The organism is Streptomyces sp. NBC_00829, from assembly GCF_045161795.1.
In the GTDB taxonomy this organism is placed as follows: Bacteria; Actinomycetota; Actinomycetes; order Streptomycetales; family Streptomycetaceae; genus Streptomyces.
Genome location: NZ_CP108867.1, coordinates 5,343,643 through 5,356,859, shown reverse-complemented (window position 1 = coordinate 5,356,859; position 13,217 = coordinate 5,343,643). Strand labels below are relative to the sequence as shown.

Here is a 13,217-nt window from a genome sequence, read left to right as displayed (position 1 = left end):
AACTGCCAGCGCCCCGGCTGCGAGGGCAGCTACGAAGACATGGGCGGCGGTGAGATGTACTGCGACACATGCGGGCTCGCGCCCGTCGTGGCGTCGAGCGGCATGGTCTCGTCGCAGGCCACCGGCATCACCGGCCACGGCCGGGGTTCCGGCTCCGCGCGCAGCAGTTCGCGCTCCTCACGGGCCTCGTCGCGGTCCTCGACCTCGCGCCGTTCGGTGTCGGGGCGTCTGTCGCGCTCCCTGACCGGCAGCGGCGCCTCCTCCCGGTCCGTCTCGGTGCGCAGCTCCGGCGCCTCCGCGAGCGCGTCGGCCCGCAACCGGCTGGGCGCGGGCCTGGTGTCCGTGCCGGAGGTGCCGCGCCCCGATCCGCGTTCCGCGGTGATGACGAACCCGGAGGTCCCCGAGCGCAAGCGGTTCTGCTCCCGCTCCGACTGCGGGGCCCCGGTGGGACGTTCACGCGGGGAGCGCCTGGGGCGCACGGAAGGTTTCTGCACCAAGTGCGGCCACCCGTATTCGTTCGTCCCGAAGCTCGCCGAGGGCGACATCGTCCACGGTCAGTACGAGGTGGCGGGCTGTCTCGCCCACGGCGGCCTGGGCTGGGTCTATCTGGCGGTGGACCGCGCGGTCTCGGACCGCTGGGTGGTCCTCAAGGGCCTGCTGGACACGGGCGACCAGGACGCCATGGCCGCGGCGATCTCCGAGCGCCGCTTCCTCGCCGAGATCGAGCACTCCAACATCGTCCGCATCTACAACTTCGTGGAGCATCTCGACCAGCGCACCGGCTCCCTCGACGGCTACATCGTCATGGAGTACGTCGGCGGAAAGTCGCTGAAGGAGATCGCCAACGAGCGGCGTGACACGGCGGGCAAGCGCGATCCGCTGCCGGTGGAGCAGGCGTGCGCGTACGGCATCGAGGCGCTGGAGGCGCTCGGCCATCTGCACAGCAGGAACCTGCTGTACTGCGACTTCAAGGTCGACAACGCCATTCAGCAGCAGAACCAGCTCAAGCTCATCGACATGGGCGCGGTCCGCAGGATGGACGACGACGAGTCCGCCATCTACGGCACAGTCGGCTATCAGGCCCCCGAGGTCGCCGAGGTCGGTCCGTCGGTCGCCTCCGACCTGTACACGGTGGCCCGCACACTGGCCGTGCTGACCTTCGACTTCCAGGGCTACACCAATGTGTTCGTGGACTCCCTGCCGGACCCGGAGAACATCAAGGTCTTCCAGACGTACGAATCGTTCTACCGGCTGCTGGTGCGGGCGACGGACCCCGACCCGGCGCGGCGGTTCGCCTCGGCCCAGGAGATGGCGGAGCAGCTGACGGGTGTGCTCAGGGAGGTCGTCGCGATCCAGACGGGCCGACCGCGGCCGTCGCTGTCGACGCTGTTCGGGCCCGAACTGCGAGTCACGGACACGCAGTTGTTCGCGGAGCTCACCGATGATGTCTCGGTGCTGGGGGCCAGACAGCTCCCGGCGCGGGGCAGCGCCGGAGGGTCTTCGGCGAATGGCTCGGCCGCGGTGGCTCTCGGTTCGGTGGCCGCTCCGGCAGCCAGCGTGACGGCGGGCCCCGGCATCGGAGCCATCGCCCCGGTCCCCGCACCCCGCTCCCCCGAACTCGGCACGCCCCCGGCCGCGCCCCCTGCCGCGCCCCCGCTCGCTCCGCATCTCGCGGTGCTCGACGCACGGGCGACCTCGCTCGCCCTGCCAGTGCCCCGCGTCGATCCGAACGACCCGAACGCCGGATTCCTGGCGGCACTGATGGCCTCCGCACCCGCCGAGCTCATCGCCGCGCTGCACTCCGCGTCCGCGGCCTCCCCCGAGACGCGGTTGCGGGAGCTGCGCGCCCGCCTGGAGATGGGCGAACTGGACTCCGCGGGACGGGCGCTGGCCACACTGGAGAGTGAGCACCCCGACGACTGGCGGATCGTCTGGTGCCGCGGCCTCACCTCGCTGGTGACAGGCGACAACGAGGTGGCGGCACTCTCCTTCGACGCGATCTACGACGCCTTCCCGGGTGAGCCCGCGCCCAAGCTGGCGCTGGGCGTCTGCGCCGAGGTGCTCGGCCAGCTCGACAATGCCGCCGAGTACTACCGCCTGGTGTGGACGACCGACCCGAGCTATGTCAGCGCCGCCTTCGGCCTCGCACGGGTCCAGCTCGCGGCAGGCGACCGGACCGGGGCCGTACGGACCCTGGAGTCGGTGCCCGAGGCATCGATCCACTACACGGCCGCGCGGGTCGCCGCCGTACGGGCGAGGCTGCGGCGACGCGCCGCACACGACCCACTGATCGACGACCTGACGGCGGCAGCCGCGCAGGTGGACGCCCTGAAGGACTTCGGTCTGGACGCGGTGCGGCGCGAGCAGTTGTCCACAGAAGTACTCGGCACGGCCCTGGACTGGGTACTCTCCGGTAGTCCCGGAGTCCCGCCGTCCGTACAGAGCGCACCGCACACACCGGCAGCACCGTCGCCGAGCGCGCCCGTCGCGCAGACCGCGCCGACCGTGCTGCTCGGCAGCGAACTGGACGAGCGCGGCCTGCGCTTCGGGCTGGAACGCTCCTACCGGGTGCTCGCCCGGCTCGCCCAGCGCGGCGAGGAGCGGATGGAACTGGTGGAGCGGGCGAACCGCTTCCGCCCCCGGACGTGGGTGTGATTGATGGCGTCTCAGATGCACGAGCCGGCCGCCGCGTCGTCCTGCCCGAACTGCGCGGAACCGCTGGAGCGCGGTGACCTCTTCTGCGGCGGCTGCGGGTTCGACCTCGCGGCCGCACCCGCCCGGCCTGCGGACCGCCCCACGGTCGCCATCGGCACTCCGGTCGAATGGCCCCGGGCCACGGGGACGGACACCTCGGGCACTCCGGTGCCGGTGTCGGTGCCCGGCGATCTGCCGGGCACCGACTCCGGCGGCGGCCCGCTCTCGGAGCCCGCCCTGCGGTACGACGGCCCCGTCGGTCACGCTGCCTCGCCCGAGGCGTCCGCAATCGGACCGACCGCCTACGCCACCGGGACACACGTCCCGCCGCATGCCCCGGCGGGCGGCTCGGGCAGCGGACCCGCGAACGCCTCCGCCGGAGGCGACTTCGAGCTGGCCGCGCCCGACCCGGGCAGCGTCGTCGCCGCCGACCCGCGCGCAGAACTGGCCCCCGGCATGGCCCAGCCCGGCGGCAAGCTCTGCGTGGCCTGCCGCGCTGGCCGGGTCGACACCGACGGGTACTGCGAGAACTGCGGCCATGCCCAGCCCCGCGAGCGCGACCACATGGAGCAGGAGCTCGGCTCGGTCGCCGCGGTCAGCGACCGGGGGCTGCGCCACCATCGCAACGAGGACTCCTTCGCCGTCTCCTCGACGGCCCTGCCCGACGGCTCACCCGCCGTCGTCGCGATCGTCTGCGACGGAGTGTCGTCGGCGACCCGCCCCGACGAGGCCTCCGCGGCAGCGGCGAGCACCGCCAACGAGGTGCTGCTGGAGACGCTGCCCCGCGGCACGCATCCCCAGCAGGCCATGCACGAGGCGATCGTCGCCGCGGCGGACGCCGTCAACGGCCTTGCCGCCGACCGCGGTCAGCGCGAGGCGATGGAACACGACCCGCACCGCCACCAGAACGCTCCGGCGTGCACCATCGTCGGCGCCGTCGCGGCCGGGGGCCTGCTGGTCGTCGGCTGGGTCGGCGACAGCCGTGCGTACTGGGTGCCGGACGATCGCAGCGGCCCGCCCGCGCGGCTCACCGAGGATGACTCCTGGGCCGCCCAGATGGTGGCGGCCGGCCTGATGAGCGAGGCCGAGGCGTACGCCGACGAGCGTGCTCACGCCATCACCGGCTGGCTCGGCGCCGACGCGTACGAACTGGAGCCGCACACCGCGTCCTTCAAGCCCGACCGTTCCGGTGTGGTCGTGGTCTGCACGGACGGCCTGTGGAACTACGCGGAAGGTGCCGACGACATGGCACGGGCCATCCCGGCCGATGCCGCGGGCAGGCCGCTGCACAGTGCGCAGGTCCTGGTCGGCCACGCGCTCGACGGTGGGGGCCACGACAACGTAACAGTGGCCGTCCTGCCGTTCACCGTGCCGCAGCAAGGGGCAGGATCGGCCTACAACAAGGCTTGAGCCCCCTTTGTCCGCTTGTCAGTTTGACCGATGGACCACTTGACCGATCGCTGCCGTTCGTTTGCCCGCCGAGCCCGCGCTCGCGGACGATTCGTGTCCTGACGTTCACCACTGCCCCGCTCCGCCCGAACCGACTCTGCCGAGTGGAGCCTCAAGGAGCCGATTGAGATGGCCGTATTCTCCAAGTCACAGGTGCCGCAGTTCTCCGTCGAGGTCTATCAGAACGAATATCTGCCCGAGGGCGGTCGCGAGGTCAACGGGATCGTCACCGTCACCTCCACAGGCGGCGGCACCACGGGTGGAGTTCCACTGACCGGTGCCTCGGCCTCTCCTGCCTCGATACCGGGGCAGACTCCGTCCGCAGCCGTAGTGATCATGGTCGACTGCTCCGGCTCGATGGACTATCCGCCGACCAAGATGCGCAACGCCCGTGATGCCACGGCCGCCGCCATCGACACCCTGCGCGACGGGGTCGCCTTCGCGGTGGTCTCGGGCACGCATGTGGCCGGCGAGATCTTCCCCGGGGACGGCAAGCTGGCGATCGCCGACTTCTCGACCCGCGCCCAGGCGAAGGAGTCCCTGCGCAGGCTCACCGCGGGCGGCGGCACGGCGATCGGCACCTGGCTGCGGTTGGCCGACCGGCTGCTGGCCTCTTCCGACGTCGCCATCCGGCACGGGATCCTGCTCACCGACGGCCGTAACGAACACGAGGCGCCGGAAGACCTGCGGGCCGCCCTCGACGCCGTCGCGGGCCGTTTCACCTGCGACGCGCGCGGGGTCGGCACGGACTGGGAGGTCAAGGAGGTGACGGGGATCGCCTCCGCACTGCTCGGCACGGCCGACATCGTGGCGAACCCTGCCGAGTTGTCGGCGGACTTCACGAGCATGATGGAGAACGCGATGGGCAAGGAGGTCGCGGACGTGGCGCTGCGGCTGTGGACGCCCGTCGGTGTGGAGATCAAGTTCATCAAGCAAGTGGCGCCGACGGTCGAGGAATTGACCGGCCGGCGTACGGAAGCGGGGCCGCGGGCCGGGGACTATCCCACCGGTTCGTGGGGTGACGAGTCCCGTGACTACCACGTATGTGTACAGGTGCCCCAGGCCGGAATCGGCCAGGAAATGCTGGCGGCCCGGGTCTCACTGATCATTCCGGCGGCGGACGGCGGCGCCCCGCAGGTGCTGTCACAGGGGCTCGTACGGGCGGTGTGGACGGACGACATGGTCGCGTCCACCTCGATCAATCCGCAGGTCGCGCACTACACAGGTCAGGCCGAACTGGCACAAGTCATCCAGCAGGGGCTGGATGCCCGCAAGTCGGGCGACATCGACGGTGCGACGGCGAAACTGGGGCGCGCGGTGCAACTCGCGGCCGACTCGGGCAACGAGGACACTGCGAAACTCCTTTCGAAGGTGGTGGACGTCGTCGATGCCGCGACAGGTACTGTGCGACTGAAGGCGAAGGTCGCGGAAGCCGACGAGATGACCCTCGAAACGCGCTCCACCAAGACGGTTCGCGTGAAGAAGTAGCCAGCGAACAACACCGATGTGAGACGGCCCCCGGGCCGGACGAGGAGAGGGGGAAGCGCCGACATGCCGACCTGCCCGAACGGACACCAGTCGGGTTCCGACGACTGGTGCGAGGTCTGCGGCCACCGCATGGCCGGTCCCGGCGCTCCTGCGGGTGCCGTTCCGCCGCTGCCTCCCCCGCCTCCGCCGGCCTACGGCTACCCCGGCCCCGGCGACCCGAACGCCACCGCCCAGGCCGAGCAACCTCCGCCGGCCTACGGCTACCCCGGCCCCGGCGACCCGAACGCCACCGCCCAGGCCGAGCTCTGCCCCCAGTGCCGCACCCCGCGCGAGGCCATGGCGCCGTTCTGCGAGGAGTGCCGGTACAACTTCCTCACGCATACGGCGACGTCGTACACCCCCCTCGCACCGCCTCCGCAGCCGGTCGGCGGTCTGAACCTGCCGCCGGGCTTCCAGTCCCCGCCGGCCCAGGGTCCGCCGCCGCCTCATGCGCCGCAGCAGCACGATCCGTACGAGTACCAGAGCTCGCGGCCCTCGCAGATGAACCGGCCGGCCGAGCCGCTGATGAACGAGCCGTCGGCCCAGCATCAGCCGTCACAGGGTCAGCAGCCGCCGCCTCCGTACCAGCAGCAGGGCCCGCCGCCCCCGCCGTCCTTCCAACAGCAGAATCCGTTCCCCCAGCCCCAGGGGAACCCGGGACCGCCTGCCCCGCCGTCCTTCCAGCAGTCCGCGCCGCCGGCACCCCAGAACACGGGCGGCGGGGACGACTGGATGCTCTCCCCGCCCTCGCAGACGCAGGCTCCCCAGCCGCCGCAGCCGCAGCCGTTCCAGCAGCAGCCGTTCCAGCAGCAGTCGATGCCGCCGCAGTACCAGCAGCAGGGCCCCCAGGCGCCGCCGCAGGAGCAGCAGCCTCCGTACCAGCAGTCGGCCCCGGCCGGCTGGGCCGCTGTGATCGCGCCCGACCGTGAGTACTTCATGGCGATGATGCAGCGCAGTGGCCCTGACGCCGGCGGTCTCAACCTGCCCGCGTACTCCCCCGAGCAGCACCTCCCGCTCAACGGCAACCAGATCACCATCGGCCGCCGACGGCACTCCACCGGTGAGTCCCCCGACATCGATCTGTCCGTACCACCGGAGGACCCGGGCGTCTCGCACCAGCACGCGGTGTTGGTGCAGCAGCCGGACGGCTCCTGGGCCGTCGTCGACCAGAACTCCACCAACGGCACCACGCTCAACGGCGCCGAGGACCCGATCCAGCCCTATGTCCCGATCCCGCTCAACGACGGCGACCGGGTCCATGTCGGGGCCTGGACGACCATCACGATCCGCCGGGGCTAGCGCCTTCCGGGGATGCCACAGGCCCCGGACTGGTCCGGGGCCCGTGGCGGTGGTGGTCAGCCGGACTGGCCCCGGGGTCGCCCCAGCGGCCACACGTACGGCCCTTCGGGGTCGTCCAGCCAGGCCCACTGGTGCCGCTCGGCGACCGTCAACCCGAAACGGTCCCTCTGAGGGCGGCGCTCACGCTCCCACAGCGACAGGGCCTCGTGGGGGTCGAGGCTGCCCGCGGTGAGCGTCAGCAGGAAACGGAACAGCTCGTTCTCAATCGCGCGCCGAGGCAGCCCGCCGATGTGCCCCTCGCGCATGCGCTCGGCGCCGCGCAGCGGCACGAAGTACGCGGACGTCCGCAGAAAGCGCCCCTCCGCGATGCGGCCACGACTGTTGTCGCGCACCTGGAGCGTGATCAGCCCGGTGGAGAGCGGGGCCAGGATCCGGGCACCCGGCCGGCACTGCGGCAGCCAGGCGAAGGGCACGGACGGCAGCGTGCAGGTCGCGATGATCCGGTCGAAGGGGACGCGCTCGGGGCAGCCGCGTGCGCCGTCACCGGTGACGACCGTGGGGCGGTAGCCCGCGTTCGCCAGATGCGAGCGCGCCGATTCGGTGATCTCGGGGTCCACGTCGACGGTCGTCACCAGGTCGTCGCCGAGGCGGTGGGCGAGCAGCGCCGCGTTGTAGCCGCTGCCCGCGCCGATCTCCAGGACGGCGTGCCCGTCCCGAACATCCAGCTCGTGGAGCATCCGGGCCATCAACGACGGCTGACTGCTGGACGAGATCAGCTGCCCGTCGCGCACCCGGGTGGCGAGCGGCCCGTCCGTATAGGCCCCGCGCAGCCATCGGGCCCGCCGCACCGGATCGGGGTCCTCGCACCACAGCCGCTCGTACGCGCCCTCGCTCGCGTCACCACCCGGGACATGCCCCCGGCCCACGAAGTAGTACGGCACGAACAGATGCCGCGGCACCTCCTCGAAGGCCGCCAGCCAGGCTGGATCGCTCAGCCCGCCGTCGGCCACAATCGTCCGTACCAGCGCCTGCCGCGCCTCGGCCGCGGGCCCTGTGAACCGCTCAAGCTCCGTACCCATGCCTCCACTGTCCTGCCCGGACGGCGCGGAGGCGAGCACTTGGCGAGCCGTCCTCCTGGCGGGCGGTGCATAGGGCCTCGGTCCCCGGCCGGGGCGTCTGAGACGATGGTGGGGTGAATGACATTCCGCGCGGCACCCTTCAGGAGCAGACCTTCTTCGAGCAGGTCGGTGGCGAGGAGACCTTCCGGCGCCTGGTCCACCGCTTCTACCAGGGCGTTGCCGAGGACCCGCTGCTGCGGCCGATGTACCCGGAGGAGGATCTCGGCCCTGCCGAGGAGCGGCTGAGGCTGTTCCTGATGCAGTACTGGGGCGGCCCCCGCACCTACAGCGACAACCGCGGCCATCCCCGGCTGCGGATGCGGCACGCTCCGTTCACCGTCGACCGGGCCGCGCACGACGCCTGGCTGAAGCACATGCGTACGGCCGTCGAGGAGCTCGGCCTGTCCGAAGATCACGAGCGGACCCTGTGGGACTACCTCACCTACGCCGCCGCCTCGATGGTGAACACCGCCGACTGATCGGCCCGGTGCCCGTGACGGGCTGGGGCGAGGGGCGGGGGCGGCGGGACGAATGTCAGCCGCGACGGGCGAGGACCACGCTCAGCCGTGACGGATGAGGATCCCACTCAGCCGTGACGGGTGGGGAGCACGCTCAGACCGCCGAGACCGTTCGTGCGTACGGCGATCGAACCGAAGGGCGTGCGCAGCCTGAGCCATGAGCCGGCGGACAGCAGCGCCACCGGAACTCCCGGGCGCAGAAAACCGAGGGACTGGGCGGCGTGGACGGCCCGCAGGGGCAGGGGCGTGCCTCCGACCGTGCGCGACCAGATGTCCCGGCCGATCCTGTCCCGCTCGGCGCGGGTGCGGCGATCGGCGGGCAACTGCTCGTCGCGGATACGGAATTCGGCGACAGCCGCGGCCACCGCGCCGCGCATCGCCGTCACTTCGGGCAGTCCGGCGAGCTCCCGCCAGCCGCCGCGGGGCGGCAGCACTCCGGCCCACGGGGGCCCGGTGACAGCGGCAGGCACGGTGAACTCCGCCTCGCCCAGGGCCTCGAGCAGCTCGCCAGCGGAGACGGTGACGTCAAGGTCGGCGGGATCCCCGAGCCGTGCCGTACGGATCGCGAGCACCTCGAAGGAGGGCGGACGCCCGAATACGGCGAGCGCGCCACCGCCGGCCTGAAGGCGGACGGCGGCGGCGCGGTCGTAGTGGATCAGCCGGGCGAGGAAGGCGGCGAGATCCTCCGCCTCCCTCGCGTCGGCGAAGTGCAGACTCCGCACGGGGACGCTCATGCCGCGAGCGCGCCCTCGTCGGCGTCGTCCAGGTACTTCAGGAGGAAGGACTTCTCCTCGGCACTGATGCGGCGCGGACGCTCGGCGGCGAGGTCGTAGGGCACGACGACGGACGAGGCCTTGACATAGATCTGCGAGGGGCCCTCCGCATCCTTGACCTCGTACGCGATGGTCAGCGACGCGGCGCTGATCTTCGTCACCCACGACTCGATGACCACCGGCTCGTGCCGGTGGACCAGCGGACGCTTGTACTCGATCTCGTGGCGGGCCACGACGGACCCGCCGGAGAACGACGGCGAACCGTCCCCCGGCGCCAGCCGGAACATGAAGTCGATCCGTGCCTCTTCCAGATACCGCAGGAAGACGACGTTGTTGACGTGCCCGAAGGCGTCCATGTCCGACCAGCGAAGGGGGCAGCGGTAGATGTGCCGGGTCATGGGTGACTCAGCCCCGGGTGAGCTTCTTGTAGGTGGCGCGGTGCGGACGGGCCGCGTCCGCGCCGAGCCGCTCGACCTTGTTCTTCTCGTACGACTCGAAGTTGCCCTCGAACCAGAACCACTTGGACTCGCCCTCGTACGCCAGGATGTGCGTGGCGACGCGGTCCAGGAACCAGCGGTCGTGGGAGACGACCACGGCCGCACCGGGGAACTCGAGCAGGGCGTTCTCCAGGGAGGAGAGCGTCTCGACGTCGAGGTCGTTGGTGGGCTCGTCGAGCAGCAGCAGGTTGCCGCCCTGCTTCAGCGTCAGCGCCAGGTTGAGCCGGTTGCGCTCACCGCCGGACAGGACACCGGCCGGCTTCTGCTGGTCCGGGCCCTTGAAGCCGAACGCCGAGACGTATGCGCGGGACGGCATCTCGACCTGGCCGACATTGATGTAGTCAAGCTCGTCGGAGACGACCGCCCACAGGGACTTCTTGGGGTCGATGTTGGCGCGGCTCTGGTCGACGTAGGAGATCTTGACGGTCTCGCCGACCTTGATCTCACCGGAGTCCGGGGTCTCGAAACCCTGGATCATCTTGAACAGCGTGGTCTTGCCGGCGCCGTTCGGGCCGATGACACCGACGATGCCGTTGCGCGGCAGCGTGAAGCTCAGGTCGTCGATCAGGACCTTGTCGCCGAAAGCCTTGGAGAGGTTGTTGACCTCGACGACGACGGAGCCCAGACGCGGGCCCGGCGGGATCTGGATCTCCTCGAAGTCCAGCTTGCGCATCTTGTCGGCCTCGGCCGCCATCTCCTCGTAACGGGCCAGTCGGGCCTTGGACTTGGCCTGCCGCCCCTTCGCGTTGGAGCGGACCCACTCGAGCTCTTCCTTCAGACGCTTCTGGCGCTTGGCGTCCTTCTGGCCCTCGACCTTGAGGCGGGATGCCTTGTTCTCCAGGTAGGTGGAGTAGTTGCCCTCGTAGGGGTGGGCACGACCGCGGTCGAGCTCAAGGATCCACTGGGCGACGTTGTCGAGGAAGTACCGGTCGTGGGTGATGGCGACGACTGTGCCGGGGTACTTGGCGAGGTGCGCCTCCAGCCACTGGACCGACTCGGCGTCCAGGTGGTTGGTGGGCTCGTCGAGGAGCAGCAGGTCGGGGGCTTCGAGCAGCAGCTTGCACAGGGCTACGCGGCGCTTCTCCCCACCGGAGAGGTTGGTGACGGGCCAGTCGCCGGGCGGGCAGCCCAGCGCGTCCATGGCCTGCTCCAGCTGGGCGTCGAGATCCCAGGCGTTGGCGTGGTCGAGCTCCTCCTGGAGCTTGCCCATCTCCTCCATCAGCGCGTCGGTGTACTCGGTCGCCATCTGCTCGGCGATCTCGTTGAACCGGTCGAGCTTGCCCTTGACCTCGCGGACGCCGTCCTCGACGTTCTCCAGGACGGTCTTGGACTCGTCCAGCGGCGGCTCCTGGAGCAGGATGCCGACGGTGTAGCCCGGGGAGAGGAAAGCGTCTCCGTTGGAGGGCTGCTCAAGACCGGCCATGATCTTCAGCACGGTGGACTTACCGGCGCCGTTGGGGCCGACCACACCGATCTTCGCACCGGGCAGGAAGCTCAGCGTCACGTCATCGAGGATGACCTTGTCGCCGTGCGCCTTGCGCGTCTTGCGCATCGTGTAGATGTACTCAGCCAAGAGAAACCGTCCGGCAAGAAGTGGGTGGGCAGAGATACACCCCATCTTGCCGTACCGCCACCCCTGGGCGAAAACGGGTAGGTGCCAGGCCCTCGATCCGGAGTGCCGCAGCCGGTGACGGCGAGACCACCCGGACGACGCAGGAGTACCGCAGCCGGTGACGGCGGACCGCCGGGGCGGCGACGGCTCCGGATCTTGAAATCCATCGCATCCCCTGAGCTGGGGTGTTGCGAGGACCACTAGAACTCAAGCGGGCGCTCCGGGGCCGTCGTGGGCGCACTGTCACGGTGCGCCCACCCGTGCTCACTCCCCGGCGGGCGGTGTCTTCTTCTTGCGGAGGAAGAAGACCGCTCCACCGCCGATCACGACGAGCGCGACGGCTATGCCCGCGATCATCGGGGTGGAACTGGAGCTGCCCGTCGCGGCGAGGTCGCCCTCAGGCCCGCCCGATGTGCCGCCGGCCGAGGCCGGGCTGGGCTGGGACGGGGGATTGTCCGGGCCCGGGGTTCCGGTGGTCCTGCAGTCCAGGACGCCCTTGAAGTTCTTCTTGAAGCCGCCGGGGCCGGTGATGGTGAAGTCGTACGCCTGGTCCTCGGCGACCGGAATCGTGACCGTCCTGGACGTCCCGGCCGGGATCGTGTGCTTGACGCCCATCAGCTCGAAGCTAAACGGCGCGTCGCCCTTGTTGGCGGCGGTGATGTCCACTCCGCCCTTGGCGCAGTTCTTCTTCGCCGAGAGCGCGGGGATCGCGCCCGCCTTCGCCCAGGTCGCCGTCGCGCTCGCGGAGACCGTGGACTCGCTGGAACCGGCCAGGATCTGCGTCTGGCTCTTGGTCGCCCCGGCGAACGCGCGGCCCACCGGCACGGACGTGGTGGCCTGCGCGGTCAGCGTCGCCGATCCGTCGGCGGCGCCAGCCGGTACGTCGAAGTACAGCTGGGCGCCGTTGACCACGGAAGTGAGCGGCTTGCCCTTCGAGTCCGTGACCTTGATGCCGCTGGCGGCCGCGTCGGCCGGCGGGGCGATCGCGACCTGCCCGGCGTCGGTGCGTACCGTCACCGGACCGAGCCGCCCGCCCGCCTTGCCGGAGACGGCGTTCGGCTCCAGGCTGAGCGACGCCTTAGGCTCCGCCACGTTCTGCGCCTTGCCCTCCAGCCAGTCCGCGAGCTTCTCGGCCGCCGGGTCGAGCGCGTCGACGTCCGCCTTGTCGGAATAGCGCCAGATGGCCACCTGGGTGCCGGCCGCGGCCGTCCTCTCGGAGAGCGGCCCGCTGCCCGCCTCCTTGGCAAGCACCGCCAGATCGTCGACCTGGGGGTAGGAGTGCTGCAGAATCCAGCGGATCTTGCCCGCGTCCTTGTTGGCGCCCAGAGAGGTCTGGTTCCAGGGGGTCTCCAGATACTTCGCCTGGTCCTGGGTGGGGTTGTGGATGTCGATGCAGTACGTCTTCAGGCGACCGCCGCCGTCGACGGTCATCTCGAAGACCCCGGCCGGTATTTCGTGGTTCTTGCCCTTCGTACGGAGCACGGCCCGGTCGAAGGTCTTCAGCCCGTCGAGCGTGGCGACCGCCCCGCCCTGGTGCTGACCACCGTCGTCGGCTGTGGCCGCACCGGCGGCGGCCAGCGAGCCCGTCGCGATGAGGCCGGACATCACAGCCGCGGCAGTGAGGCGACGAACGGCGCCCCGCCTGCGTACGGCCGACGCAGAGAACACAGCAAACACAGAATTCCCCTCCGGACGAGGCCTATTCGCGTGTGACGCGTGGGGGGAGTGCC

General features: G+C 70.7%; 10 protein-coding genes. 5 read left to right on the top strand and 5 right to left on the bottom strand.

Features of this window, described 5'->3' with window-relative positions:
- Positions 1-39 precede the first annotated feature (39 nt).
- From OG293_RS23810 to OG293_RS23795, 4 genes are all read left to right on the top strand, one after another.
- A complete protein-coding gene (locus OG293_RS23810) occupies positions 40-2,655 on the top strand; it encodes a tetratricopeptide repeat protein (RefSeq protein ID WP_406003690.1) in 2,616 nt (871 codons plus the stop codon).
- A gap of 3 nt (positions 2,656-2,658) precedes the next feature.
- Positions 2,659-4,104 (top strand): PP2C family protein-serine/threonine phosphatase, encoded by a 1,446-nt coding sequence (locus OG293_RS23805; protein WP_406000819.1) that lies wholly within the window; start codon positions 2,659-2,661, stop codon positions 4,102-4,104.
- A gap of 168 nt (positions 4,105-4,272) precedes the next feature.
- Positions 4,273-5,631 carry a vWA domain-containing protein gene (locus OG293_RS23800; protein ID WP_406000818.1) on the top strand — a complete coding sequence of 453 codons (1,359 nt, stop codon included), beginning with the start codon at positions 4,273-4,275 and terminating at the stop codon, positions 5,629-5,631.
- A gap of 63 nt (positions 5,632-5,694) precedes the next feature.
- Positions 5,695-6,969, top strand: coding sequence for an FHA domain-containing protein (locus OG293_RS23795; RefSeq protein WP_406000817.1), 1,275 nt, complete (start codon positions 5,695-5,697; stop codon positions 6,967-6,969).
- Positions 6,970-7,025: 56 nt separating this feature from the next.
- On the opposite strand, the gene OG293_RS23790 is transcribed toward OG293_RS23795, so the two are convergent.
- Positions 7,026-8,048: a methyltransferase domain-containing protein gene (locus OG293_RS23790; RefSeq protein ID WP_406000816.1), complete on the bottom strand. Its 1,023-nt coding sequence runs from the start codon at positions 8,046-8,048 to the stop codon at positions 7,026-7,028.
- Positions 8,049-8,161: 113 nt separating this feature from the next.
- Here OG293_RS23790 and OG293_RS23785 point away from each other — a divergent pair, with 113 nt between their 5' ends.
- Positions 8,162-8,566 carry a globin gene (locus OG293_RS23785; RefSeq protein ID WP_406000815.1) on the top strand — a complete coding sequence of 135 codons (405 nt, stop codon included), beginning with the start codon at positions 8,162-8,164 and terminating at the stop codon, positions 8,564-8,566.
- 107 nt (positions 8,567-8,673) lie between these two features.
- Here the strand turns inward: OG293_RS23785 and OG293_RS23780 are convergent, their stop codons facing one another.
- The 4 genes from OG293_RS23780 to OG293_RS23765 all read right to left on the bottom strand — a co-directional run bounded on the left by OG293_RS23780 (position 8,674) and on the right by OG293_RS23765 (position 13,092).
- Positions 8,674-9,339, bottom strand: a complete 666-nt coding sequence (locus OG293_RS23780) for a hypothetical protein (RefSeq protein WP_406000814.1) — start codon at positions 9,337-9,339, stop codon at positions 8,674-8,676.
- On the bottom strand, positions 9,336-9,776 hold the full coding sequence (locus OG293_RS23775; protein WP_406000813.1) for an acyl-CoA thioesterase: 441 nt from the start codon (positions 9,774-9,776) through the stop codon (positions 9,336-9,338). The genes OG293_RS23780 and OG293_RS23775 overlap by 4 nt, the downstream gene beginning before the upstream one ends.
- Positions 9,777-9,783: 7 nt before the next feature.
- The gene (gene ettA / locus OG293_RS23770) at positions 9,784-11,448 is read right to left on the bottom strand and encodes an energy-dependent translational throttle protein EttA (RefSeq protein WP_406000812.1); all 1,665 of its coding nucleotides are present in this window, start codon (positions 11,446-11,448) and stop codon (positions 9,784-9,786) included.
- Between the two features lie 303 nt (positions 11,449-11,751).
- Positions 11,752-13,092: an LAETG motif-containing sortase-dependent surface protein gene (locus tag OG293_RS23765; RefSeq protein WP_406000811.1), complete on the bottom strand. Its 1,341-nt coding sequence runs from the start codon at positions 13,090-13,092 to the stop codon at positions 11,752-11,754.
- Positions 13,093-13,217 lie beyond the last annotated feature (125 nt).

Excerpts from the sequence above, each read along its gene's own strand:
- OG293_RS23780 (WP_406000814.1), bottom strand. The coding sequence starts at position 9,339 with ATGAGCGTCCCCGTGCGGAGTCTGCACTTCGCCGACGCGAGGGAGGCG.
- OG293_RS23775 (WP_406000813.1), bottom strand. The coding sequence starts at position 9,776 with ATGACCCGGCACATCTACCGCTGCCCCCTTCGCTGGTCGGACATGGAC.
- OG293_RS23765 (WP_406000811.1), bottom strand. The coding sequence starts at position 13,092 with ATGTCCGGCCTCATCGCGACGGGCTCGCTGGCCGCCGCCGGTGCGGCC.
- OG293_RS23800 (WP_406000818.1), top strand. The coding sequence starts at position 4,273 with ATGGCCGTATTCTCCAAGTCACAGGTGCCGCAGTTCTCCGTCGAGGTC.
- OG293_RS23805 (WP_406000819.1), top strand. The coding sequence starts at position 2,659 with ATGGCGTCTCAGATGCACGAGCCGGCCGCCGCGTCGTCCTGCCCGAAC.
- OG293_RS23810 (WP_406003690.1), top strand. The coding sequence starts at position 40 with ATGGGCGGCGGTGAGATGTACTGCGACACATGCGGGCTCGCGCCCGTC.
- OG293_RS23790 (WP_406000816.1), bottom strand. The coding sequence starts at position 8,048 with ATGGGTACGGAGCTTGAGCGGTTCACAGGGCCCGCGGCCGAGGCGCGG.
- OG293_RS23795 (WP_406000817.1), top strand. The coding sequence starts at position 5,695 with ATGCCGACCTGCCCGAACGGACACCAGTCGGGTTCCGACGACTGGTGC.